Genomic DNA, 24014 nt, shown 5'->3' with positions numbered 1-24014 from the left:
GGCAGACGACCCCGGCGGCGGGAGTCAGCTCTCCTCGCCGGCCTCCGTGCCGTCGCCCTCGTCGGCGACGCGCCAGACGCCGCCCTGGCGCTCGCGCTCGAGCTCCGCGCGGGCCTCGGCCTTGGCGTCCATCCGCTCGAAGTAGTCCTCGCGACGCTCGTTGCGGGTCTTGCGCCGGTTGTCCTCGAGGCGGAGGTCCGTTCCGCGGGGCGCGGTGATGAGCTCGGCCGTCGAGGTGAGGGTCGGCTCCCAGTCGAAGACGACGCCGTCGCCGGGGCCGATGACGACGGTGGAGCCGGCGACCGCTCCGGCCGAGAAGAGGCCGTTCTCGACTCCGAGCTTGGCCAGGCGGTCGGCGAGGAAGCCGACGGCCTCGTCGTTCGTGAAGTCGGTCTGCGCCACCCATCGCACGGGCTTGGTGCCCAGGACCCGGTAGACGTTGCCGTACGAGCCGCCCTCGACGCGGATCTCGAAGTCCTTCTCGTCCACGGCGCGGGGGCGGATGGTGATGCGCTCCACCCGCGGCACAGCGGCCAGCTCGAGGCGGTGCTTCTCGACGATCTCGGCGAGGGCGAACGTCAGCTGGCGGAGTCCCGAGTGGCTGACCGTCGAGATCTCGAAGACGCGGTAGCCGCGGCCCTCGAGGTCGGCCCGGACGAAGTCGGCCAGCTCCTGGGCCTCGGGCACGTCGACCTTGTTGAGCGCGATCAGCTGCGGGCGCTCGATCAGCGGCACCTGTCCAACGCCGACGGGGTATGCCGCCAGCTCCCCGAGGATGATGTCGAGGTCGGTCAGCGGGTCGCGGCCGGGCTCGAGCGTGGCGCAGTCGAGCACGTGGACGAGCGCGGTGCAGCGCTCGACGTGGCGGAGGAACTCCAGGCCCAGGCCCTTGCCCTCGCTCGCGCCCTCGATGAGACCGGGCACGTCGGCGACGGTGAACCGCGACTCCCCCGCCTGCACGACGCCGAGGTTGGGCGCGAGGGTCGTGAACGGGTAGTCCGCGATCTTCGGCTTGGCCGCCGAGATCGCCGCGACGAGGCTCGACTTGCCCGCCGAGGGGAATCCGACGAGCGCGACGTCCGCGACGGTCTTCAGCTCGAGGACGACGTCGCCCTCCCAGCCCGGCGTGCCGAGCAGCGCGAAGCCGGGCGCCTTGCGCTTCGTGGTGGCGAGAGAGGCGTTGCCGAGCCCGCCCTGCCCGCCCGGAGCGATGACGAACCGGAGGCCGGGCTCGTCCATGTCGATCAGCTGGTCGCCGTCCGGCGACTTGACGACCGTGCCGACCGGGACGGGGAGCTCCATGAGCTCGCCGTTCCCGCCCGCGCGGTGGTCGCCCATGCCGGGACCGCCGTTCTCGGAGCTGCGGTGCGGGTGGCGGTGGTAGGCGAGCAGCGTCGTCGTCTGCGGGTCGGCGACGAGGACGATGTCGCCCCCGTGCCCGCCGTTGCCGCCGTCGGGGCCGGCGAGCGGCTTGAACTTCTCGCGACGGACGGAGACGCAGCCGTTGCCGCCGTGGCCGGCACGCAGATGCAGCGTGACGTTGTCGACGAAGGTGACCATGGTGTGAATCCGTCCGTGAGTGCGTGCGGCGCCGGGATGCCGGCGCCGGGGGGCTGTGCCCCGGTAAACGCGCAAGGGGCGAGCCGAAGCCCGCCCCTTGCGTCCTGTGCCTGTGCGGCCGAGGAGGTCGACCCTACTGGGCGGCCGCCACGATGTTGACGACCTTGCGGCCGCCCTTGCTGCCGAACTCGACAGCGCCCGCCGAGAGGGCGAACAGGGTGTCGTCGCCACCGCGTCCGACGTTCGCGCCGGGGTGGAAGTGCGTGCCGCGCTGGCGGACGATGATCTCGCCCGCGTTCACGACCTGGCCGCCGAAGCGCTTGACGCCGAGACGCTGCGCGTTCGAGTCGCGACCGTTGCGAGTGGAGCTCGCGCCCTTCTTGTGTGCCATTTCTCATCTCCTCGAGACCGGGGGGCCGCAGCCCCGTGCTGTTGCCCTGCAGGGCGATGGCTCGCTCCGCAGGTCAGCTCAATTCCTTTGCAGGACTACTTGATGCCAGTGACCTTGACGCGCGTGAGGTCCTGACGGTGCCCCTGGCGCTTCTTGTAACCGGTCTTGTTCTTGAACTTCTGGATGATGATCTTCGGACCACGGAGGTCCTCGAGCACCTCGGCGGTGACCGTGACGCCCGCGAGGGTCGCCGCGTCCGAGGTGATCGACTCACCGTCGACGAGCAGCACGGCAGGAAGCTGCACGGTGCCGTTCTCGTCGGCCTTGACGCGGTCCATCGTCACGATGGTGCCGACCTCGACCTTCTCCTGCCGACCGCCGGCGCGCACAACTGCGTAAACCACTTCTCGTACCTGTTTCTCGTCTGGACGGAGCGGAGGCCTCGTCCGGGGCTTGTAGGGACGGGGCTGAGCCCCGGTCTTCCGGTTCGTACCCGTCTCCTCACGACACGAGGGAACCGGCACCGCGGCCCGCGCCCCGTGAGGGGCGGAGCGACAACGGAAATCTGCGTGAGCACATGGATCGCGCCACACCAACGGTCAAGAGTACGGGATCCGCGCTCCACGGTCAAACGCACACGACTGCGAAGCCGTGTCCACCCGACCGGCGACCCCGTCACGATAGTCGAGGAGGAGGCGCGTGGACGGACGGCGCGCCGCCTACGATCGGGGAATGGCCATCCTCGTCGACGCCGCGCGCTGGCCGGCGCACGGCCGGCTGTGGGCGCACCTCGTGAGCGACGTCTCGCTCGAGGAGCTCCACGACTTCGCGCGCCGTCTCGGCGTGCCCGAGCGCGGCTTCGACCTGGACCACTACGACGTGCCCGAGGAGCGGATCGACGAGCTCGTCGCCGCGGGCGCGGTCCCCGTCGGCGCGCGGGAGCTGGTCGAGCGGCTGAGGCGGAGCGGGCTCCGCGTCCGCGGGCGCGACCGGGACGCCGAGAGGGCCCGGCGCCGGCTCTCGCCGGGCACCGGGCCCTCCTGACACCGGGTCGCGCTACTGGTCGGCGCGGCGCGGGGTCTGCTCGGGGATGACCGCGACTCCGGTGAGCGCGGCCGTCGTGACGCGCCGGCTCTTCGCACGGCCCTGGCCGGGCTGCTTCGGGGCCGGCAGAGCGTCGAGCACGGAGTCGAGCAGGTGCTCGGCGACCTCGCTGCGGACGCGGCGCGGAGGCGTGACCGGCGCGATCGGGATGTCGAGGATCGGCGCGGCAGCGGCCGGCTCGATCTCCTTCTCGACCGGGGTCTCGACGGGAGCCGACTCGACGGCCGCCGTCTCGGCGGCCTCCTGGCGCGGCTCGCGGTCGCGGCTGCGACGACGGCGCTCGCCCCGGGCGGGACGCTCGCCGCGACGACTCGGCTCGGACGGCTGCTCCTCGGGTGCCGTGGCGGACTCCTCCGGCGCCATGGCCTCGACGGTCTCGGCGGCGTCCTCGACCAGCGCGGCCGCCTCCTCCGCTGCCTGGCGCACGGCCTGGGGGTGGATGGTGCTGGCGGCGATCTGCGCGAGCGCGTTCTTCGCGTCGTCCGTGATGGCGTGGGTGCTGATCGGCTTGGTCGCCGGCGCGCCCTGCCCGTTCTGCCCGCCGTTCGAGCGCCCGGAGGCGGCGGGCTGCTGCTCGCCGCCCTTGCCCCGGCGGCGCTGCTCCTGCTGCGGAGCGGCGGTCGACCGGTGCTTGAGCACGGGGTCGTGGTGGACGATGACGCCGCGTCCGGCGCAGATCTCGCAGTTCTCGCTGAAGGTCTCGAGCAGGCCCAGGCCCAGCTTCTTGCGGGTCATCTGCACGAGGCCGAGCGAGGTGACCTCGGCGACCTGGTGCTTCGTCCGGTCGCGGCTCAGGCACTCGACCAGGCGGCGGAGCACGAGGTCGCGGTTGGACTCGAGCACCATGTCGATGAAGTCGACGACGATGATGCCGCCGATGTCGCGCAGGCGCAGCTGGCGGACGATCTCCTCGGCCGCCTCCAGGTTGTTCTTCGTGACCGTCTCCTCGAGGTTCCCGCCCGAGCCGACGAACTTGCCGGTGTTGACGTCGACCACCGTCATCGCCTCGGTGCGGTCGATCACGAGCGAGCCGCCGCTGGGCAGCCACACCTTGCGCTCCAGCGCCTTCTCGATCTGCTCCGTGATGCGGAACTCGTCGAACGCGTCCTTCTCACCCGTGTAGACCTCGACGCGCTCGAGCAGATCGGGTGCGACCTGGCTGAGGTAGAGCTCGATGGTCTCGCGGGCGTCGTCGCCGGCGATGACCATCTTCTCGAAGTCCTCGTTGAAGACGTCGCGGACGATCTTGATCAGCAGGTCCGGCTCGCTGTGCAGGAGAGCGGGAGCCTGCCCGGTCGCGGCCTTCGCGCTGAGAGCCGTCCACTGCGCGGTCAGGCGCTCGACGTCGACGGTCAGCTGCTCCTCCGTGGCGCCCTCGGCCGCGGTCCGGACGATGACGCCCACGTTCTCGGGCAGCACCTCCTTGAGGATCTTCTTCAGGCGGGCGCGCTCGGTGTCCGGGAGCTTCCGCGAGATGCCGTTCATCGAGCCGTTGGGCACGTAGACGAGGTAGCGGCCGGGGAGCGAGATCTGGCTCGTGAGACGGGCGCCCTTGTGGCCGACGGGGTCCTTCGTGACCTGGACGAGGACCCGGTCGCCGGGCTTGAGCGCGAGCTCGATCCGGCGGGGGCCGCCGGCGTTGTTCGCGGCGTCCCAGTCGACCTCGCCGGAGTAGAGCACGGCGTTGCGCCCGCGTCCGATGTCGACGAAGGCGGCCTCCATGCTCGGGAGGACGTTCTGCACGCGGCCGAGGTAGACGTTGCCGATGAGCGACGCCTCCTGCGAGCGGGCGACGTAGTGCTCGGCGAGGACGCCGTCCTCGAGCACGCCGATGCGGATGCTGTCCTCCTTCGAGCGGACGACCATGACGCGGTCGACTGCCTCCCGGCGGGCGAGGAACTCGGACTCGGTGACGACCGTGCGGCGCCGGCCGGCGTCGCGGCCGTCGCGGCGGCGCTGCTTCTTGGCCTCGAGGCGGGTCGAGCCCTTGATGCGCTGCGGCTCGGTGATGAGCTCGGGCTCCCGGGCCTCGCGCTGCTCGCGCGGCTGGCGGACCCGGACGACGGTGTTCTCGGGGTCGTCGGAGCCGGACCTCTCGCTCTCGCCGCTGCGGCGGCGCGAGCGGCGGCGGACGGAGCCCTGCTCCTCGGCCGGGCTCTCGCGCTCCTCCTGGACGCCCAGCGGCGCGCCGCGGGGAGGCAGCGGAGCCAGCTCGACGTAGTCGGGCAGGACCGGCGCCTGGAACAGCAGCGACGGGCTCGGCAGTGCGGGCCGTCGCGGCTCCTCCTGCTCGGCGCCCGGGGTCTGCGGGAGGGCGTTGAAGAACACCGCGCCCGTCGACGTCGACGGCTCGGCCGCCTCCGCGGCGCTCCCGGTCTCGGGCAGCTCGATGCCCTCGGCTCCGGTCTGGTCGGTCTCGTTGCTGTCGATGATCGTCTCCCCTGTCGCTGGCGCGCTCGACTCGGTCCGCCGGGTCGCCCGGCGGCCACCGAAGAGGCGGCTGATCTTCCTGGCCCCGCTGCGGGGCCCGTCGCGGTCCGGATCGGATCCGCTCGTACTGTTGTCTTCCACCATTCCTGGTGCACTCCTCGGCCGGGTCGTCCGCCGCGTCGTCTTCCCGGATGCTTCTCTCGTGCGAGGGGCCTCGGCCCGCCGCGAATCCTTCCGCTCCCCCGGTCCCGTCGCGCTCGTGGCGCGGGACTCCGGTTGCAGCTGCACTCTCGGAACTGACTATCCGACACGCGCTCCTCCGCGGTGCGACCTGCGGTCGACTCCCGGCGGAGCGGAGATCCGGCGCGTCCATTCGCGGAACGCTGTCGATCTCCTGTGGCCCGGTGCTCGCCCGGTAAACCTTCTTCGCGTCGATGCGGGGTCCCCCGGACCGACGGCTCCGATTATCGCACGCATTCCCAGAGGCGCCGATCCGGCGCGTGCCATAATCCCCCGGTGTCCAGCGATCCCGGGGTGCGCGACGCCCCCACCCAGCAGCGCCCCGTCGTCTTCGCCGTCCTGCTGATCGTCCTCGGCGTGATCGGCTGGACCGCCGCCTTCGCCCTCACGAACGACAAGTTCGCCGCTCTCGAGAACCCCGATGCGGGCCTCGGCTGCGACTTCAGCCTGCTCGTGCAGTGCAGTGCGAACCTGAACTCGGCGCAGGGCGCGGTCTTCGGCTTCCCGAACCCCCTCATCGGCCTGGCGGCCTGGATCGCGCCGATCGTGGTGGGGCTGGGCCTGCTCGCGGGCGCCCGGTTCGACCGGTGGTTCTGGGCGGCCTTCAACGTCGGCTTCCTGCTGGCCCTGGTGTTCGTGGGCTGGCTCATCGCGACGAGCGTCTTCGCGCTCGGAACGCTCTGCCCCTGGTGCATGCTCACCTGGGCCGTCGTCATCCCGGGCTTCTGGCTGGTGACGCTCCGCAACCTCCGTGAGGGCGTGTTCCCCGTCCGCGCCGGGGTTCGCCGCTTCGGTGGTGCCGCCTACGGCTGGGTCCCGTTCATCACGCTGCTCTGCTACCTGCTGATCGCGGTGATCGCGCAGGTGAGGCTGAACGTGCTCGCCTACCTCTGACGGACGTCGTCAGAGGCAGGCGGCCGAGCGGCTCAGGCGAACCAGAGGCCGAGCTCGCGCGCGGCCGACTCCTCGGAGTCGGACCCGTGCACGAGGTTCTGCTGGACCTTGAGGCCCCAGTCGCGGCCGAGGTCGCCGCGGATGGTGCCGGGAGCGGCCGTGGTCGGGTCGGTGGTGCCGGCGAGGGCGCGGAAGCCCTCGATCACGCGGTCGCCCGCGATGCGCAGGGCGACGATCGGGCCGCTCTCCATGAACTCGACGAGCGGCTCGTAGAAGGGCTTGCCCTCGTGCTCGGCGTAGTGGGCGGCGAGCAGCTCGCGGTCGGCCTCGACGAGCTTCACGTCGACGAGGGAGTAGCCCTTCGCCTCGATGCGGCGGAGGATCTCGCCGGTGAGGTTGCGGGCGACGCCGTCGGGCTTGACGAGGACGAGGGTCTCCTGAGTGGCCATGGTTCAGCGGTCTCCTTCGGTGGGGTCGGTGGGCTCCGCCGCCCGGCGCGTCTGAGCGTCGAGGCGGGTGCCGGTCACCATGCAGTACGTCCACAGCGCCACGAAGGCGGCGCCGATCACGTACATGATCGGGACCAGCAGGCCCGAGGCCACGATAACGAACTGCAGCACCCAGCCGATGCGGAAGCCGACCGGCCGGTTCAGCAGGCCCAGAGCGGCGACGAGCGCGAGGCAGACCACCGCTCCCCCGACCAGCACGACCACGGGGTCGGCCGCCTTCAGCCCGAAGGCCACCAGGGTTGCGAGGAAGACGATGACCGCCTCGAAGCCGAGCACGATCGAGCCGAGGCTCTCCCGGACGGTCCGCGAGCGCCGCGGGCGCCCGGCCCTCACGCGCCCAGCCAGTTCTCGTCGCGGGCCGCGGTGATCGTGCGGCCGACGAGGGTGATCGAGCCCGTGACCAGCAGGGCGCCCTTGTCGGTGCGCGCCGCGAGGACGCGACCGGCCGTGAGAGCACCGAGCGGGTCGTCGGCGACGCGGACCGCCTCCTCCGGGAACACGGTGCGGGCGAGCGCGGCGAGCTCCTCGGCGGGCATCGCCCGATCGCTCGGCGCCGTGGTCACGATCAGCTCGTCCACCACGGGGCGGAGCTCCCGGAGAATCCCCTCGGCGTCCTTCTCGGCCAGCACGCCGAGGACGGCCGTCACGCGGTCGAAGTCGAAGTAGCGCCCGAGAGCGGCGGCGAGGGACGCGGCCCCGTGCGGGTTGTGCGCCGCGTCGACGACGGTGCGCGGAGCGAGTCCGACGAGCTGGAGGCGGCCCGGGGAGGTCGCGGCGGCGAAGCCCTCGTCGAGGACGTCGCCGGTGAGCTCCTGCGTCCCGCCTCCCAGGAACGTCTCGACCGCGGCGACGGCCACGGCGGCGTTCTCGGCCTGGTGGTCGCCGAAGAACGGCAGCAGCAGCTGCTCGTACGTGGTGACGAGTCCCCGCACGGTGACGACCTGGCCGCCGACGGCGACGGTCGTCGACTCGACGTCGAACTCCGCCCCCTCGACGACGATCGTCGACTCGGTGGCCTCGGCCGCGTGCCGCAGCACCGCCTCCGCCTCCGGGACCTGCCTCGCGGAGACCACCGAGGCGAGCGGCTTGACGATGCCCGACTTGGTGCGCGCGATCTCCTCGATCGTCGAGCCGAGGCGGTCGGTGTGGTCGAGGGCGATCGGCGTGAAGACGGCGACCTGCGCGTCGGCGACGTTCGTCGAGTCCCACTCGCCGCCCATCCCCACCTCGACGACGGCCACATCGACCGGCGCGTCGGCGAAGGCCGCGTAGGCCAGGACGGTGATCGCCTCGAAGAAGGACAGCGGCGCCTCGCCCTGCTCGGCCAGCTCGGCGTCGGTCATCCGCAGGTACGGCTCGACGTCCTGCCAGTTGTCGGCGAGGCTCCGGTCCGAGATCGGCTCTCCGTCGATGACGATGCGCTCGTTGAAGCGCTCGAGGTGCGGACTGGTGAACAGGCCCACCCGCAGCCCGTGGGCGCGCAGCAGGCTCTCGATCATCCGGCTGGTCGAGGTCTTGCCGTTGGTTCCGGCGATCTGGATCACCGGGTAGGCGCGCTGCGGGTCGCCGAGGATCTCGACGGCGCGCCGGGTCGGAGCGAGGCGCGGGCGGACGCTCGCCTCGCCCAGGCGCTCCAGCAGCGCGGCGTAGACGGCGTCGGCGGCCGCGCGGTCGGCGTCGTCCGGCTCGAACGGATCAGACATCGGCGGCCTCGACCTTCTCGACGCGGATGATGGCGGTGCCCGCGGGGCCGAAGGCGATCGCGCCCTCGCCGCCCTCGAGAGCCGTGGTGAGCGGAGTGAACGCGCATCCGGTCGCGAGGGTCTCCTCCGCGATCCAGAGCGCGTGCGGCTCGAGCGCCTGCAGGCTCGGCTCGTCGAGCACGACCTCCAGGACGATCCGGTCGCTGACCTCGAACCCGGCCGCCTTGCGGGCGTCCTGCACCGCGCGGATGAGGTCGCGGGCGAGCCCCTCCGCTTCGAGCTCGGGGGTGGTCGCCGTGTCGAGGAGCACGAAGCCCCCGCGCGGGAGCAGGGCGATGGCGCGGTCGTCGCCGGCCGAGCCGCCGACCTCGAGCGTGAGCTCGTACTCGCCCTCGACCAGCTCGACGCCGCCGGCGGTGACGACACCGTCCGTCTCGCTCCAGTCGCCGGCCTTGGCGGCCCTGATCACGGTCTGCACGCCCTTGCCGAGTCGGGGCCCGGCGGCGCGCGCGTTGACCGCGAGACGGGAGGTGACGCCGTAGTCGGCGGCGCTGGAGTCGACCAGCGGCACCAGCGACACCTCCTTCACGTTCAGCTCGTCGCGGAGGATCGCCTCGAACGGCGCGAGCTCGGCGGCGTCGGCGACCACCACGGTCAGGCGCGCGAGCGGCAGGCGGACGCGGAGCCCGGCCTGCTTGCGGAGGGAGAGCGCGGTGGACGAGATGCCGCGGACCGCGTCCATCGCGTGCACGAGCGCCGGGTCGGCGGGGAACTCGTCCGCCTCCGGCCAGTCGGTGAGGTGGACGCTGCGGCCGCCGGTCAGGCCCTGCCAGATCTGCTCCGTGACGAGAGGCAGGAGCGGGGCGGCGACGCGGCACACGGTCTCGAGGACCGTGTAGAGCGTGTCGAACGCCTCCGATCCGCGGCCGTCCTCGTCGACGCCCTGCCAGAAGCGGTCGCGGGAGCGGCGCACGTACCAGTTCGTGAGCACGTCGCTGAAGTCGCGGAGCGCGGCGGCCGCGAGCGTGGAGTCCAGCGCCTCGAGCCGGCCGGTCACCGTCTCGACCAGATCGCGGGTCTTGGCCAGCAGGTAGCGGTCGAGGACGTCCTCGGAGCCGGTGCGCCTGGTCGCCTCGTAGCCGCCGCCCGCCGAGGCGTTGGCGTAGAGGGAGAAGAAGTACCAGGTGCTCCACAGCGGCAGCAGCACCTGGCGGACGCCCTCGCGGATGCCCTCCTCCGTCACGACGAGGTTGCCGCCCCGGAGGACCGGGCTCGACATCAGGAACCAGCGCATGGCGTCGGAGCCGTCGCGGTCGAAGACCTCGGCCACGTCCGGGTAGTTGCGCAGCGACTTTGACATCTTCTGCCCGTCGTTGCCCAGCACGATGCCGTGGCTGACCACGTTGCGGAACGCCGGGCGGTCGAAGAGCGCGGTGGAGAGCACGTGCAGCGTGTAGAACCAGCCGCGTGTCTGCCCGATGTACTCGACGATGAAGTCCGCCGGGTTGTGGGTGTCGAACCAGTCCGCGTTCTCGAACGGGTAGTGCACCTGGGCGAAGGGCATCGATCCGGAGTCGAACCAGACGTCGAGGACGTCGCTGATCCGGCGCATCGTCGAGCGCCCGGTCGGGTCGTCGGGGTTCGGGCGGGTCAGCTCGTCGATGAACGGCCGGTGCAGGTCGTCCGGGCGCACGCCGAAGTCGCGCTCCAGCTCGTCCAGCGAGCCGTAGACGTCGATCCGCGGGTACTCCGGGTCGTCGCTCTTCCACACCGGGATCGGCGAGCCGAAGTAGCGGTTGCGGCTGATGGACCAGTCGCGCGCGCCCGAGAGCCACTTGCCGAACTGGCCGTCCTTGACGTTCTCGGGGACCCAGGTGATCTCCTGGTTGAGCTCCTCCATGCGGTCGCGGATCGCGGTGACGCGGACGAACCAGCTCGAGACCGCCTTGTAGATCAGCGGGTTGCGGCAGCGCCAGCAGTGCGGGTACGAGTGCTCGTAGCTCGCCTGGCGGAGCAGCCGGTGGCCCGCGCGCAGGAGCTGCGTGAGGGGCTTGTTCGCGTCGAAGACCTGGAGGCCGGCGACCTCGCTGATCTGCGGCAGGAAGCGGCCGCCGTCGTCGACCGAGATGATGACGGGGATGCCCGCCGCCTCGCAGACCTTCTGGTCGTCCTCGCCGTAGGCGGGCGCCTGGTGCACGATGCCGGTGCCCTCGCTGGTGGTCACGTAGTCGGCGACGAGGATGCGCCACGCGTTCTGCGTGCCCCAGGCCTCGGTGTCCGCGTAGTGGTCCCAGAGGCGGTCGTAGCTGATCCCCTCGAGCTCGGAGCCGCGATGGCTGCGCGAGACGGCGGCCAGGGCCGACTCCGCGTCCGGATAGCCGAGGTCCTTCGCGTAGGCGCCGACCTGGTCGATGGCGAGCAGGTACTCGGCCGAGAGCTCGCGCTCCTCGGGCTCGCCCCTGCCGTCGGCCGCGCCGTTCGGGCCGGCGGGGACGACCGCGTACTCGATGTCGGGCCCGACGGCGAGCGCGAGGTTCGTCGGCAGCGTCCACGGCGTCGTCGTCCACGCGAGAGCGCGGACCGCCGTCAGCTGGAGCGCCTCCGCCGTCTCGCCGACCAGCGGGAAGGTGACGGTGACCGTCTGGTCCTGGCGCATCTTGTAGACGTCGTCGTCCATCCGCAGCTCGTGGTTCGAGAGCGGCGTCTGGTCGCGCCAGCAGTACGGCAGCACGCGGTGGCCCTCGTAGGCGAGGCCCTTGTCGTAGAGCTGCTTGAACGCCCAGATCACCGACTCCATGAAGGTGGGGTCGAGCGTCTTGTAGTCGTCGTCGAAGTCGACCCAGCGCGCCTGGCGGGTGACGTAGTCCTGCCACTCCCCGGTGTAGCGCAGCACCGACTCCTTCGCGGCGGCGTTGAAGGCCGCGACGCCCATCTCCTCGATCTGGGACTTGTCGGTGATGCCGAGCTGCCGCTCCGCCTCGAGCTCGGCGGGCAGGCCGTGGGTGTCCCAGCCGAAGCGGCGGTGCACCTGCCGTCCGCGCATCGTCTCGAAGCGGGGGAAGACGTCCTTGGCGTAGCCGGTGAGGAGGTGCCCGTAGTGCGGCAGGCCGTTGGCGAACGGCGGGCCGTCGTAGAAGACCCACTCCGGCGCTCCCTCGCGCTGCCGGATCGACTCCTGGAAGGTGTCGTCCGCCTTCCAGTACGCGAGCACGCGCTCCTCGATCTCGGGGAAGCGTGGCGACGGGGACACGCCCCGGCCGAACGCGGAGCCCTCGGCGGGCTCGGCTCCGTGCGGGGTGGGCGGGGTCAGGGGGTAGGTCACGTGCGGTCTCCTGGCAGTGCTGCTGGTCTGCACGAGGACGGCCCGCCCGGATCTCAGACCCCGGGCCGGGTCGCGGTACCACCTCGCTTGGACCGGTCGGCCGGTCGCTCCCGGAGGAGTGCCCGCTGACGCGTTCCCACTCGATCGGCTGTCACGGGCCGCACCCGTCCGGGTCTACTGGGCGCAGGCCGGAGCCGGCGCCGTTCTTCCGGAGACTCACCGGTGATGGCCGGGTCGAAGTCGTCCGGCGCTATCCTAGCGCGTCGGGGGAAGCGGAGCAGGAGCGGTTCATGGTGCGAGGAGTGCAGCGCGGACGGCCCCGCGCGTCGTCGCGCTCCATGCTGGAGGACGCCGCTCTGGACCTCTTCGTCGAGCAGAGCTACGCGGGCACGACGATCGAGCAGATCGCCCAGCGCGCGGGCGTCTCGCGCAACACCTTCTTCAACTACTTCGAGTCCAAGAGCGACGTCTTCTGGGTGCTGGTCGACGACCGGCTGGCCGAGCTCCCGGAGGCGCTGGCCGAGACGGTGGCCGGGGCGCCGGTGATGGACGCGCTCGGCGACGCGCTGCTCGCGATCGGCTCCGGCTTCGGACCCGCGACGGTGCCGTGGGTGCTCACCCAGTCCGAGATGATCGGCAGCGTCCACGAGCTGCAGGCGTCGGCCCTCGGCCGCCTCGCCCGGCAGGCGGCCGTCATCGCCCGCTTCGTGGAGGAGCGGAGTGCGCGCCCGCTGCCCTCGCACCTCTCGCGTGCCATCGCCTACGCGAGCGTCGGAGCCGCGGTGGCGGCCGTGCAGGCCTGGGCCGCGGCGGGCCCCACCCGCGGCGAGCTCGTGCCCTATCTCGACGAGGCGCTCGCGCCCGTCCGCGCCGGCTTCGCCCCCGTCGTCGACTGACCCGGCTCCCGCCGCTCCGGTAGAATCGTCGCGGCCGGCGGGCGACTCGCCCCGGAGCCCCCATCCAGGCACCATCACCACCGACACGGTGCCGCCCATAGCGAACCGGAGCATCATGACCCTCGCCGACCGCCTCCCCGCGAAGCCCGCCCTCGAGGGCCTGGAGGGCACGTGGGGCCTCCGCTGGCAGGCCGACGGGACCTACCGGTTCGACCGCACCGGCCTCACCCGCGCCGACGTCTACTCGATCGACACCCCGCCGCCCACCGCGTCCGGGTCGCTGCACATCGGGCACGTCTTCTCCTACACGCACACCGACGTCGTCGCGCGGTTCCAGCGGATGCGCGGCAAGAGCGTCTTCTACCCGATGGGCTGGGACGACAACGGCCTGCCCACCGAGCGCCGCGTGCAGAACTACTACGGTGTGCGCTGCGACCCGACGCTCCCCTACGAGCCCGGCTTCACGCCTCCGTTCGAGGGCGGCGACAACAAGAGCAGCAAGGCCGCCGACCAGAAGCCGATCTCGCGCCGCAACTTCGTCGAGCTGTGCGAGCGCCTCACCGTCGAGGACGAGAAGCAGTTCGAGGACGTCTGGCGGGCCCTGGGCCTGTCCGTCGACTGGTCGCAGAGCTACCGGACCATCGGTGACGAGTCGCAGGCCGCCTCGCAGCGCGCCTTCCTCCGCAACCTCGCCCGCGGCGAGGCCTACCAGGCGCAGGCCCCGACGCTCTGGGACATCACCTTCCGGACCGCCGTCGCCCAGGCGGAGCTCGAGGACAAGGACCAGCCCGGCGCCTACCACCGCCTCGGCTTCCACCGCGAGGGCGGCGAGGACGTCTTCATCGAGACGACCCGTCCCGAGCTGCTGCCGGCCTGCGTCGCCCTCGTCGCGCACCCCGACGACGAGCGCTACCAGGCGCTGTTCGGCACCACCGTCCGCACGCCGCTCTTCGACGTCGAGGTCCCGGTGCTCGCGCACCACCTCGCGCAGAAGGACAAGGGCTCGGGCATCGCGATGATCTGCACCTTCGGCGACATCACGGACGTGGTCTGGTGGCGCGAGCTCGACCTGCCCAACCGCGCGATCATCGGCTTCGACGGCCGCCTGATCTCGGAGGCGCCCGCCGCGATCACGAGCGACGGGGGCCGCGCCGCGTACGAGCAGCTCGCCGGCAAGACCGTCTTCTCCGCGAAGCAGGCCGTCGTGGCACTGCTGAAGGAGTCCGGCGAGATGGTCGGCGACCCGCGCCCCATCACCCACCAGGTCAAGTTCTTCGAGAAGGGCGACAAGCCGCTCGAGATCGTGTCGACCCGCCAGTGGTACATCGGCAACGGCGCTCGCGACGCGGTGCTCAAGGAGCGCCTGCTGGAGCTCGGCCGCGACGTGCGCTTCGTGCCGGAGTTCATGCGCGTCCGCTACGAGAACTGGGTGAACGGCCTCTCCGGCGACTGGCTGATCTCGCGCCAGCGCTTCTTCGGCGTGCCGATCCCGGTGTGGTACCCGCTCGACGGCGACGGCAACCCCGTCTTCGACTCCCCGATCGTGCCGGACGAGGCGGCGCTGCCGGTGGATCCCTCCAGCGACCCGGCCCCCGGCTACTCGGAGGACCAGCGCGGAGCGGCGGGCGGCTTCCAGGGCGAGCTCGACGTGATGGACACCTGGGCGACCTCCTCGCTGACCCCGCAGCTCGCGGGCGGCTGGGAGCGCGACGACGAGCTCTGGCAGCTGGTCGCTCCCTACGACCTGCGCCCGCAGGGCCAGGACATCATCCGCACCTGGCTCTTCTCGACCCTCCTGCGCTCGCAGCTCGAGGACGGCCGCGCCCCGTGGAGCACGGCGACCGTGTCCGGCTTCATCGTCGACCCCGACCGCAAGAAGATGTCGAAGTCGAAGGGCAACGTGGTCACTCCCGCCGCGATGCTCGAGCAGCACGGCTCGGACGCGGTCCGCTACTGGGCCGCCTCCTCGCGCCTGGGCACCGACGCGGCCTTCGACCCGCAGAACCCGACGCAGATCAAGATCGGCCGCCGACTGGCGATCAAGATCCTCAACGCGGCGAAGTTCATCCACGGCTTCCCTCTCGCCGAGGGCGCCGAGGTCACCGACTCGCTCGACCTCAGCATGCTGGCCACCCTCGACACCGTGGTCGCCGACGCGACGACGGCGCTCGAGAACTACGACCACGCCCGCGCCCTCGAGACGACGGAGGCGTTCTTCTGGACGTTCTGCGACGACTACCTGGAGCTGGTGAAGGAGCGCGCGTACAGCGAGGACGGCGCGTCCGCCGCGGCCGCCCTGCACCGGGCGCTCGACGTCCTCCAGCGCCTGTTCGCGCCGTTCCTGCCGTTCGCGACGGAGGAGACCTGGTCGTGGTCGCACGACGACTCGGTGCACCTGCGCCCCTGGCCGGCCGTCGAGGGCCTGGGCGGCGACCCCGCCGTCCTGGCCGCGGCGAGCTCGGTCCTCACGGCCATCCGGCGCGCGAAAACCGATGCGAAGGCCTCGCAGAAGACGCCGGCCCGCTCCGCCCTGGTGACGGCGCCCGCCGAGCTCGTCGCGTCTCTCCGACTCGCCGCGGGAGACCTCGCGGCCGTCGGCAGGATCGCGACGCTCGACTTCGCCGAGGGCGACGCCCTCGCGGTCGGCATCGAGCTCGAGACCGAGGCGTAGCGCCGCTCCCGGGAGGCGGGAATGGTCCCGCCTCCCTCCCCACCGTCGAGAGGACCCCTCCCATGCAGCTCGGAACCCGCTGGTCGGTCGGCCAGGTGCCGCCGCAGACCCTCCCCGAGATCGTCGTCACCGCCATCGGCGACGTCGAGGGCGAGCTCACCGCGGCCGGCACGGCGACCGCCGACTGGCGCTGGACGCTCACCTGGCTCGAGGGCAGGCCCGTCCTCGAACTCGACGACGGCACGACGATCACCTACCGTCCTGACGATGATGCTGCCTACATCACGCAGCCGCAGGGCCGCGTGGAGGGCGAGGACGACGACGACTGGGGCTGACGCCCCTTCGCGGCGCGGTCGTCGAGTCCGGTGAGCGCGCGCGTCCTGCGATCCTGAGTCGGAGCCCTCTCCCCCGCTCGCGCTCTAGGCTCGCAGGATGAGCGCACCCGATCCCGTCGCCGTCCTGCTCGAGCCGAGCGGACTCCCCCACGGGCTCCCCGACTTCGCCGCCGTCGACCCCGAGGCCTACCGCCCGGCGTTCCTCGAGGCCCTCCGCCGGCACCGCGCCGAGATCGACGCGATCGCCGGCGCCTCCGAGCCGCCGACCGTCGAGAACACCCTCGTCGCCCTCGAGCGGGCGGGCCGCGAGCTGCGCCGGGTGAGCGCCGTCTTCTTCACCGTCGCCGCCTCCGACCGCACTCCGCTCACCGACGCTCTGGAGGCCGAGCTCGCTCCGCTGCTCTCGGCCCACAGCGATGCGATCAGCCTCGACCCGCGCCTGTTCGCCCGTCTCCGCGCTCTCGCCGAGCAGTCGACGGAGCTCGACCTCGACGCCGAGACGGCCTACCTCCTCGAGCGGAGGATCACCGGGTTCGAGCGCTCCGGTGCGCTCCTCGACGACGCGGGGAAGGCACGGCTCGGCGAGCTGAACGAGCAGCTGTCGACCCTGACCACGCGCTTCGAGAAGGACCTGCTCGCCGAGTCGAACGACCGGGCGGTCCTCCTCGAGGACGTCGCCGGCCTCGACGGGCTCGACGAGTCCGACGTCTCGGCCGCCGCGCGCGCCGCCGCCGACCGCGGCGTCGACGGCTGGCTGATCACCCTGCCCCTCTACTCCGGCCACCCCTGGCTCGCGCGTCTGCGCGACCGCGGCGTCCGCGAGCGCGTCCTGCGCGCCTCTGTCGGCCGCGGTGCGGAAGGCGGGCCGCACGACACCACCGCGACTCTGCAGCAGATCGTCGCGCTGCGGGCCGAGCGCGCAGCTCTGCTGGGCGCGGCCTCGCACGCCGATTTCGTGATCTCGGGCCAGACCGCGGGCTCGCCGGAGCGCGTCCTGTCGCTGCTGCGCGAGCTCGCCGCTCCCGCCGCCCGGAACGCGAGGATCGAACTCGAGCGGATGCAGGCCTCCGCCGACGCCGAGCAGGACGCCGCCGGAGCGCCGCGCTTCACGATCGAGGCGTGGGATCGCGCCTACTACGAGGAGCGCGTGCGGTCGGAGAGCTACTCCGTCGACTCCAGCGCACTGCGTCCCTTCTTCGAGCTGGAGCGGGTGCTCCGCCGCGGCGTGTTCGCCGCCGCCACCGGTCTCTACGGCGTCCGCTTCTCGGAGCGGAACGACCTGGCCGGCTACAGCGAGCACGTCCGCGTGTTCGAGGTGCACGAGGAGGACGGGACGCCGCTGGGCCTGTTCCTGCTCGATCCCTTCACCCGCGACTCGAAGCGCGGCGGGGCGTGGATGAACTCCCTCTCCAGCCGCACGTCGCTGCTCGGTGACTCCGCCGTCGTCGTGAACAACCTGAACCTGTCGGCTCCGGGCCCGGGCGAGCCCGCCCTTCTCAGCCTCGACGAGGTGGAGACGCTCTTCCACGAGTTCGGGCACGCCCTGCACGGCCTGTTCGCGAGCACGCGGTACCCGCGCTTCGCCGGTACCGCGGTGTTCCGGGACTTCGTCGAGTTCCCGAGCCAGGTGAACGAGACGTGGGTGCGCCGCCCCGGGCTCCTCGCCGAGTACGCCCGCCACGTCGAGACCGGCGAGGCCCTGCCCGCGGGGACCGTCGAGCGCCTCGAGGCGTCCGCCCTGTGGGGCGAGGGCTTCGCGACGAGCGAGTACCTGGCGTCCGCCCTGCTCGACCTCGCCTGGCACTCCCTGCCGGCCCCGGTCGAGCGGCGCGACGCCGCCGCCTTCGAGCGCGACGTGCTCGACGGCGCGGGCCTCCTCCTTCCCGCCGTGCCGCCCCGCTACCGCAGCACGTACTTCGCGCACGTCTTCTCCGGCGGCTACTCCGCGGGCTACTACTCCTACATCTGGAGCGAGATCCTCGACGCGGACTCGGTCGAGTGGTTCGAGGAGAACGGCGGCCTCGACCGCTCGGCGGGCGAGCGCTTCCGCCGCGGGGTGCTCGAGCTCGGCGGCTCCCGCGATCCGCTCGAGGCGTACCGCGCGTTCCGCGGGCGGGATGCGCGGACCGAGCCGCTGCTCGCGCGCCGCGGCCTCCTCTAGCGGCGCCGGGGGACGAGCCAGGCGAGGAGGACGAGTCCCACGACCAGGCCCCAGAACGCCGATCCGATCTCCGCGATGGTCGTGCCGGAGGCGGTGACCAGGAGCGTCGCCGCCGCCGGCAGCCGCAGCCGCGCGTCCTCCACAGCGGCCTGCACCGCCGACACGAACACCCCCAGCAGCGCCAGACCGGCGACCGCCTCGATCAGCAGCGGGCTCGCGGAGGACACCAGCGCGGCGGCCGCTCCGGCGAACACGCCCAGCACGAGGTAGGAGGCGCCCGCCGAGACCGAGGCGACCCAGCGCTGCTCCGGCCGCGGCGAGGCCTCGGGACCCGCGGTCAGCGCGGCGCTGAGCGCGGCGTAGTTGATCGGCACGCCGCCGAAGATCGCCGAGACCCCGGAGAGAGCACCGGTCGAGACGATCCCGGGACGCGAGTGGGCCGCGAAGCCGAAGCTCGTCAGCACCGCGATGCCAGGGATGTTCTGCCCGGCCATGGTGACCACGTAGAGCGGCAGGCCGATCCCGACCATCGCTCCGATCTCGAACACCGGAGCGACGAACTGCGGCACGGGGAGCAGCGGCGCACCGGCGAGTGCCGCGCCGTCCGTCACGATCAGCAGCACGATCGCCAGGGCGATCGCGGCCGGCACCGCCCAGCGGGGCAGGAGCCGCAGGAGCAGCAGCCAGAGCAGGATCACCGGCAGCGCGAGCGCGGGGATCTCGACCGCCGCGCGCACCGGCGCCAGGACGAGCGGGAACAGGATGCCCGCGAGCATGGCGTTCGCGAGCGGCCGCGGGATGCGCGCGACGAGCCTCCCGAGCGCCGGCCACAGCCCGGTGACCACCAGCAGAGCGGAGGCGACCAGGAACGCCCCGACCGCGCGGTCGAAACCACCGGGGAGCGTCGCGGTCGCGGCCAGCAGGGCGGCTCCCGGCGTGCTCCAGGCGAAGGTCATCGGCACGCGGTAGCGGATGCTCAGCACGATGCAGAGGACCCCCTGCAGCACGCAGACGGCGAGGAGGCCCGAGGCTGCCTGCACGTCGGTGGCGCCCACCGCGACCACCCCGGCGAGCACGATCGCGAACGAGCTCGAGAAGCCGGTCAGGGCGGCGACGATCCCGGCGAGCAGCGGCTGGACGATGGCGGAGCCCCCCGGAGGATCGACCGGCACCGAGGCGACCGGACGCGCCGTCGGCGCGCTCCGCCAGGTTAGGGAAGCAGTAGCGCCTCGCCCGACGATCCGCCGGGCCAATCGCGGTGAACTGGCAGAGCGGGGCGGGGAGCGACTAGGCGCTCTTCTCCTGGCGACGGGGAGCGTGGGGCACGATCGTCGGGGCCGCGTTGTCGAGCACCGCGGCGCGGGTGACGACGACGCGCGCCACCTCGTCCGAGGAGGGCACCTCGAACATGATCGGGCCGAGCACCTCCTCGAGGATCGCACGCAGTCCGCGGGCGCCGGTCTGGCGGAGGACCGCCAGGTCCGCGATGGCCTCGAGAGCGCCCCGGTCGAACTCGAGCTCGACGCCGTCGATCTCGAACATCCGCTGGTACTGCTTCACGAGCGCGTTGCGCGGCTCGGTGAGGATCTGCATGAGCGCGACCTGGTCGAGCTGCGTGACCGTCGTGACGACGGGGAGGCGCCCGATGAACTCGGGGATCAGCCCGAACTTGTGCAGGTCCTCCGGGAGGACCTCGCTGAAGATGTTGATCTCGTCTTCCTTGTTGTGCAGCGGGGCGCCGAAGCCGATGCCGCGCTTGCCCGCCCGCGACGAGATGATGTCCTCGAGCCCGGCGAAGGCGCCGGCGACGATGAAGAGGACGTTCGTCGTGTCGATCTGGATGAACTCCTGGTGCGGGTGCTTCCGCCCGCCCTGCGGGGGCACGGAGGCGACGGTGCCCTCGAGGATCTTGAGCAGTGCCTGCTGCACTCCCTCGCCCGAGACGTCGCGCGTGATCGAGGGGTTCTCGGCCTTCCGCGCGATCTTGTCGACCTCGTCGATGTAGATGATGCCGGTCTCGGCACGCTTGACGTCGTAGTCGGCGGCCTGGATGAGCTTGAGGAGGATGTTCTCGACGTCCTCGCCGACGTAGCCCGCCTCGGTGAGGGCCGTGGCGTCCGCGACGGCGAAGGGCACGTTGAGGCGCTTCGCGAGGGTCTGAGCGAGGTAGGTCTTCCCGCAGCCCGTGGGGCCGATGAGCAGGATGTTGCTCTTGGCGATCTCGACCTCGTCGTGGATCGCGTCGGCGGCGGTGATGGTGTTGCGGGCGCGCACGCGCTTGTAGTGGTTGTACACGGCGACGGCGAGGGCCTTCTTGGCCTGCTCCTGCCCGATCACGTACTCCTCGAGGAAGCCGAAGATCTCCTTCGGCTTCGGGAGGTCGAACTCGTGGCTCGTCTCCTCGCTCGACTCGGAGAGGCGCTCCTCGATGATCTCGTTGCAGAGCTCGACGCACTCGTCGCAGATGTAGACGCCCGGTCCCGCGATGAGCTGCTGGACCTGCTTCTGGCTCTTGCCGCAGAAGGAGCACTTCAGCAGGTCGGCGCTTTCGCCAATACGTGCCACGGGGATGCCCCACTTCCTTGTCGTGCGTCTGTCGTGCGTCGGTCGGTCGTGCAACGGAGCCCGGAGCTCCGGCCGGTGCGAGCGGGACGAGCCCCCTGACACTGCTCCGAGCCTAGCCGCTGAGCCGCGAGGGCTCGGCAGGCGGGCCGGATTCGCCGTGCCTTGCGCCTCGTGTGGCGCTTTGCTACGGCGACGGAGGACGCAGAGAGGGGCCGGGCGGCGGATCGCTCCGCCATCCGGCCCCTCCTGGACGCCCTACGCCGTGAGAGCCGGGAGGCTCTTGCGGCTGGTGAGCACCTGGTCGATCAGCCCGTACTCGAGCGCGTCGCTCGCGCCGAGGATCTTGTCGCGGTCGATGTCCTTCTTGACCTGCTCGATCGAGCGGTTCGAGTGGTGCGACAGCGTCTCCTCGAGCCACTCGCGCATGCGCATGATCTCGGCGGCCTGGATCTCGATGTCCGAGGCCTGGCCCCCGCCCTGCTGCACGGCGGGCTGGTGGATGAGGATGCGCGCGTTCGGCAGCGCGAGGCGCTTGCCGGGCGTTCCCGCGGCGGTGAGCACGGCGGCGGCCGAGGCGGCCTGGCCGAGCACGACCGTCTGGATGTGCGGGCGGATGTACTGCATCGTGTCGTAGATCGCCGTCATCGCGGTGAAGGAGCCACCGGGCGAGTTGATGTACATGACGATGTCGCGGTCCGGGTCCTGGCTCTCGAGCACGAGGAGCTGGGCCATGATGTCGTCCGCGGAGGCGTCGTCGACCTGGACTCCGAGGAAGATGATGCGGTCCTCGAAGAGCTTGGCGTACGGGTCCTGGCGCTTGTAGCCGTAGGCCGTGCGCTCCTCGAACGTGGGGAGGATGTAGCGCGAGGACGGTGCGGCTCCGGAGCCGAACGCCGTTCCGCCGAAGGTGGGTGTGGTCATTGTCTGTTCCTGATCTCTCGGCGCGTTCGCTGGACTACTCGTCGATGGCGGTTCCGCCACCGCCGGCCACGTCGGTCGCCGACGAGCGGATGTGGTCGACGAAGCCGTAGGCGAGGGCCTCCTCGGCGCTGAACCAGCGGTCGCGGTCGCCGTCCTCGTTGACCTGCTCGACGGTCTTGCCGGTCGCCTTGGCGGTGATCTCGGCGAGGCGCTTCTTCATGTCGAGGATGAGCTGCGCCTGGGTCTGGATGTCGGAGGCCGTGCCGCCGAAGCCGCCGTGCGGCTGGTGGAGGAGCACCCGCGCGTTCGGGGTGATGTAGCGCTTGCCCTGGGTTCCGGCGGTGAGGAGCAGCTGGCCCATCGAGGCCGCCATCCCGATGCCCACGGTCACGATGTCGTTCGGGACGAACTGCATCGTGTCGTAGATCGCCATGCCCGCGGTGATGGAGCCGCCGGGCGAGTTGATGTAGAGGTAGATGTCCCGCTCGGAGTCCTCGGCTGCCAGGAGCAGGAGCTTCGCGGCGATCTCGTTCGCGTTCTCGTCGCGCACCTCGGAACCGAGCCAGATGATCCGGTCCTTGAGCAGGCGGTCGAAAACACTGTTGGGCATAACCATGTCGGCCATGTATTGCTCCGTTTCAGTTGTCGCTTCGGAGGCGAATCTATCGGACGCCGCCAGGCCGATCCGGCCGTGTTCGCCCGGGGCGGAGCGGGAGTCGCCCGTGTTCGCCCGGGGCGGACCGGAGCCCCGCAACGAGAGGAGCCGCCCTCCGACGGATCGGGGGGCGGCTCCTGACGTGCTCGCGAGGACTACTCCGCGGCCGGGGTCTCCTCGGCGGGAGCGGCGGCCTTCTTCTTGGCCGGCGCGCGCTTCTTCTTGGGGGCCGGGGCGGGCTCCTCCTCGGCGGCGGGCTCCTCGGCGACGGGCTCGGCGGGGACCTCGGCGTCGGCGGCGGCCTGAGCCTCCTCCGCGACCTCGGTCTCGTCCGAGGCGACGGCCTCGTCGGAGGCCTCGACGGCCTCGTCGTCACCGGGGACCGCGGTGAACGCGGTCAGGTCGACGGCGTTGCCCTCGGTGTCGGTGACCTTCGCCTTGCCGAGGACGATCGCGAGCGCCTTGTTGCGGGCGACCTCGCCGACCATCTGGCCGATCTGGTTGTTCTCGGACAGGATCTTGATGAACTCGTTCGGCTCCATGCCGTACTGCGCCGCACCCTGGATGAGGTACTGCGTGAGCTCGTCCTGGCTGACCTGGACCTTCTCCTGCTCGACGACGTGGTCGAGGAGGATCTGGGTCTTGAAGGTCTTCTCGCTGGCCTCCTTGACCTCGGCGCGGTGCTCGTCGTCCTCGAGGCGGTTCTCGCCCTCGAGGTGGCGGTGCACCTCGTCCTCGACGAGACCGGCGGGCACGGGGACCTCGACGAGGGCGAGCAGCGCCTCGACGAGCTTCTCGCGGGCCTCGCCGCCCTGCCCGAAGGTCTTCTGCTGAGCGGCCTGCTCCTTGAGCGACTCGCGCAGCTCCGCGATGGTGTCGAACTCGCTGGCGATCTGCGCGAAGTCGTCGTCGGCCTCGGGGAGCTCGCGCTCCTTGACGGCGGTGAGCGCGACGGCGATCTCGGCCTGCTCGCCGGCGTGGTCGCCGCCGAGCAGCGGAGCGGTGAACGTGGTGCTCTCGCCCGCGGTGAGCGAGTCGAGCGCCTCGTCGATGCCCTCGATCAGCTCGCCCGAGCCCAGCTCGTAGGAGATGGCGTTGGCGGTGTCGACCTCGACGCCGTCGATGGAGGCGACCAGGTCGATCTGCGCGAAGTCGCCGGTCTTCGCCGGGCGGTCCACGGTGACCAGGGTGCCGAAGCGGCTGCGGAGCTTGTCCAGCTCGGCGTCGACGTCGGCGTCGGTGACCTCGGCCGCCTCGACGGTGAGCTCGATGCCGTCGTAGTCCGGGACGGTGATCTCGGGGCGCACGTCGACCTCGATGGCGAGCTCGAGGTCGCCGGTGAAGTCCTTGTCGCTCGGCCAGGCGACGATGTCGGCCTGCGGGCGGCCCAGGGGGCGGACCTCGGTCTCGCGGACGGCCTCGCGGTAGAAGCCGTCGAGGCCCTCGTTGACCGCGTGCTCGAGCACCGCGGCCTTGCCGACGCGCTGGTCGACGATGGCGGGCGGGACCTTGCCCTTGCGGAAGCCGGGGACGTTGATCTGCTCGGCGATGTGGCCGTAGGCGTGCGTGATGCTGGGGCCGAGCTCGTCCGGGGTGACCGAAATCGCGAGCTTCACGCGGGTCGGGCTCAGCTGTTCTACCGTGGTCTTCACGTGAG

The 24014-nt window shown here is 71.6% G+C and carries 19 protein-coding genes; 6 read left to right on the top strand and 13 right to left on the bottom strand.

The genetic code is table 11. The features are described 5' to 3' along the window. Window positions 1–24: 24 nt before the first annotated feature. From obgE to rplU, 3 genes are all read right to left on the bottom strand, one after another. Complete coding sequence (obgE, locus tag C5C69_RS04480; protein WP_104257391.1) at window positions 25–1560, bottom strand: GTPase ObgE; 1536 nt, start codon at window positions 1558–1560, stop codon at window positions 25–27. A gap of 133 nt (window positions 1561–1693) precedes the next feature. Further along, window positions 1694–1951: a 50S ribosomal protein L27 gene (gene rpmA / locus C5C69_RS04475; RefSeq protein WP_068209107.1), complete on the bottom strand. Its 258-nt coding sequence runs from the start codon at window positions 1949–1951 to the stop codon at window positions 1694–1696. A 95-nt stretch (window positions 1952–2046) separates the two neighbouring features. Next, complete coding sequence (rplU, locus tag C5C69_RS04470; RefSeq protein ID WP_104223682.1) at window positions 2047–2355, bottom strand: 50S ribosomal protein L21; 309 nt, start codon at window positions 2353–2355, stop codon at window positions 2047–2049. Between the two features lie 328 nt (window positions 2356–2683). On the opposite strand from rplU, the gene C5C69_RS04465 reads away from it, so the two are divergent. Further along, the gene (locus tag C5C69_RS04465) at window positions 2684–2995 is read left to right on the top strand and encodes a DUF4031 domain-containing protein (protein ID WP_104226718.1); all 312 of its coding nucleotides are present in this window, start codon (window positions 2684–2686) and stop codon (window positions 2993–2995) included. A gap of 12 nt (window positions 2996–3007) precedes the next feature. Here the strand turns inward: C5C69_RS04465 and C5C69_RS04460 are convergent, their stop codons facing one another. Continuing rightward, window positions 3008–5629, bottom strand: coding sequence for an Rne/Rng family ribonuclease (locus C5C69_RS04460; protein WP_104257390.1), 2622 nt, complete (start codon window positions 5627–5629; stop codon window positions 3008–3010). Window positions 5630–6001: 372 nt separating this feature from the next. Here C5C69_RS04460 and C5C69_RS04455 point away from each other — a divergent pair, with 372 nt between their 5' ends. After that, window positions 6002–6619 carry a vitamin K epoxide reductase family protein gene (locus C5C69_RS04455; RefSeq protein ID WP_258065183.1) on the top strand — a complete coding sequence of 206 codons (618 nt, stop codon included), beginning with the start codon at window positions 6002–6004 and terminating at the stop codon, window positions 6617–6619. A gap of 32 nt (window positions 6620–6651) precedes the next feature. Here C5C69_RS04455 and ndk read toward each other — a convergent pair whose 3' ends face one another. The 4 genes from ndk to ileS are packed head-to-tail and all read right to left on the bottom strand — an operon-like array spanning window position 6652 to window position 12153. Further along, a complete protein-coding gene (gene ndk, locus C5C69_RS04450) occupies window positions 6652–7068 on the bottom strand; it encodes a nucleoside-diphosphate kinase (protein WP_104223686.1) in 417 nt (138 codons plus the stop codon). A gap of 3 nt (window positions 7069–7071) precedes the next feature. Further along, entirely contained in the window at window positions 7072–7461 is a 390-nt protein-coding gene (locus tag C5C69_RS04445; protein ID WP_258065181.1) for a DUF4233 domain-containing protein, read from the bottom strand. Beyond that, window positions 7458–8831: a folylpolyglutamate synthase/dihydrofolate synthase family protein gene (locus tag C5C69_RS04440; RefSeq protein ID WP_104223687.1), complete on the bottom strand. Its 1374-nt coding sequence runs from the start codon at window positions 8829–8831 to the stop codon at window positions 7458–7460. Before C5C69_RS04440 ends, C5C69_RS04445 begins: the two co-directional genes overlap by 4 nt. After that, complete coding sequence (gene ileS, locus C5C69_RS04435) at window positions 8824–12153, bottom strand: isoleucine--tRNA ligase (protein WP_374953567.1); 3330 nt, start codon at window positions 12151–12153, stop codon at window positions 8824–8826. Before ileS ends, C5C69_RS04440 begins: the two co-directional genes overlap by 8 nt. A gap of 290 nt (window positions 12154–12443) precedes the next feature. Here ileS and C5C69_RS04430 point away from each other — a divergent pair, with 290 nt between their 5' ends. The 4 genes from C5C69_RS04430 (at window position 12444) to C5C69_RS04415 (ending at window position 18216) form a co-directional block, all read left to right on the top strand. Then, complete coding sequence (locus C5C69_RS04430) at window positions 12444–13049, top strand: TetR/AcrR family transcriptional regulator (protein WP_104257388.1); 606 nt, start codon at window positions 12444–12446, stop codon at window positions 13047–13049. Between the two features lie 115 nt (window positions 13050–13164). Next, window positions 13165–15720: a valine--tRNA ligase gene (gene valS / locus C5C69_RS04425; protein ID WP_104257387.1), complete on the top strand. Its 2556-nt coding sequence runs from the start codon at window positions 13165–13167 to the stop codon at window positions 15718–15720. 62 nt (window positions 15721–15782) lie between these two features. Beyond that, window positions 15783–16055, top strand: a complete 273-nt coding sequence (locus C5C69_RS04420; RefSeq protein WP_104257386.1) for a hypothetical protein — start codon at window positions 15783–15785, stop codon at window positions 16053–16055. A 97-nt stretch (window positions 16056–16152) separates the two neighbouring features. Further along, complete coding sequence (locus C5C69_RS04415; RefSeq protein WP_104257385.1) at window positions 16153–18216, top strand: M3 family metallopeptidase; 2064 nt, start codon at window positions 16153–16155, stop codon at window positions 18214–18216. Here C5C69_RS04415 and C5C69_RS04410 read toward each other — a convergent pair. From C5C69_RS04410 to tig, 5 genes are all read right to left on the bottom strand, one after another. Next, entirely contained in the window at window positions 18213–19388 is a 1176-nt protein-coding gene (locus tag C5C69_RS04410; protein WP_104257384.1) for a benzoate/H(+) symporter BenE family transporter, read from the bottom strand. The genes C5C69_RS04415 and C5C69_RS04410 overlap by 4 nt on opposite strands. Window positions 19389–19503: 115 nt before the next feature. Next, window positions 19504–20781, bottom strand: coding sequence for an ATP-dependent Clp protease ATP-binding subunit ClpX (gene clpX / locus C5C69_RS04405; RefSeq protein WP_104223693.1), 1278 nt, complete (start codon window positions 20779–20781; stop codon window positions 19504–19506). Window positions 20782–21036: 255 nt separating this feature from the next. Then, window positions 21037–21702 carry an ATP-dependent Clp protease proteolytic subunit gene (locus tag C5C69_RS04400; protein WP_068253282.1) on the bottom strand — a complete coding sequence of 222 codons (666 nt, stop codon included), beginning with the start codon at window positions 21700–21702 and terminating at the stop codon, window positions 21037–21039. Window positions 21703–21736: 34 nt separating this feature from the next. Continuing rightward, window positions 21737–22327, bottom strand: a complete 591-nt coding sequence (locus C5C69_RS04395) for an ATP-dependent Clp protease proteolytic subunit (RefSeq protein WP_097165884.1) — start codon at window positions 22325–22327, stop codon at window positions 21737–21739. 185 nt (window positions 22328–22512) lie between these two features. After that, complete coding sequence (gene tig, locus C5C69_RS04390; RefSeq protein ID WP_104257383.1) at window positions 22513–24009, bottom strand: trigger factor; 1497 nt, start codon at window positions 24007–24009, stop codon at window positions 22513–22515. Window positions 24010–24014 lie beyond the last annotated feature (5 nt).

Source organism: Rathayibacter sp. AY1C7 (genome assembly GCF_002931865.1).
Taxonomy (GTDB): Bacteria; Actinomycetota; Actinomycetes; order Actinomycetales; family Microbacteriaceae; genus Rathayibacter.
Note: the sequence above shows the minus strand (reverse complement) of the source record. Positions and strands in the feature narration are given on the sequence as shown.

What these genes read in the sequence shown, in the direction of transcription:
- C5C69_RS04400 (WP_068253282.1), bottom strand. Translation starts at nt 21,702, where the DNA reads ATGACCACACCCACCTTCGGCGGAACGGCGTTCGGCTCCGGAGCCGCA.
- C5C69_RS04430 (WP_104257388.1), top strand. Translation starts at nt 12,444, where the DNA reads ATGGTGCGAGGAGTGCAGCGCGGACGGCCCCGCGCGTCGTCGCGCTCC.
- ndk (WP_104223686.1), bottom strand. Translation starts at nt 7,068, where the DNA reads ATGGCCACTCAGGAGACCCTCGTCCTCGTCAAGCCCGACGGCGTCGCC.
- rpmA (WP_068209107.1), bottom strand. Translation starts at nt 1,951, where the DNA reads ATGGCACACAAGAAGGGCGCGAGCTCCACTCGCAACGGTCGCGACTCG.
- valS (WP_104257387.1), top strand. Translation starts at nt 13,165, where the DNA reads ATGACCCTCGCCGACCGCCTCCCCGCGAAGCCCGCCCTCGAGGGCCTG.
- C5C69_RS04415 (WP_104257385.1), top strand. Translation starts at nt 16,153, where the DNA reads ATGAGCGCACCCGATCCCGTCGCCGTCCTGCTCGAGCCGAGCGGACTC.
- C5C69_RS04395 (WP_097165884.1), bottom strand. Translation starts at nt 22,327, where the DNA reads ATGGCCGACATGGTTATGCCCAACAGTGTTTTCGACCGCCTGCTCAAG.
- C5C69_RS04460 (WP_104257390.1), bottom strand. Translation starts at nt 5,629, where the DNA reads ATGGTGGAAGACAACAGTACGAGCGGATCCGATCCGGACCGCGACGGG.
- obgE (WP_104257391.1), bottom strand. Translation starts at nt 1,560, where the DNA reads ATGGTCACCTTCGTCGACAACGTCACGCTGCATCTGCGTGCCGGCCAC.
- C5C69_RS04440 (WP_104223687.1), bottom strand. Translation starts at nt 8,831, where the DNA reads ATGTCTGATCCGTTCGAGCCGGACGACGCCGACCGCGCGGCCGCCGAC.
- C5C69_RS04420 (WP_104257386.1), top strand. Translation starts at nt 15,783, where the DNA reads ATGCAGCTCGGAACCCGCTGGTCGGTCGGCCAGGTGCCGCCGCAGACC.
- C5C69_RS04465 (WP_104226718.1), top strand. Translation starts at nt 2,684, where the DNA reads ATGGCCATCCTCGTCGACGCCGCGCGCTGGCCGGCGCACGGCCGGCTG.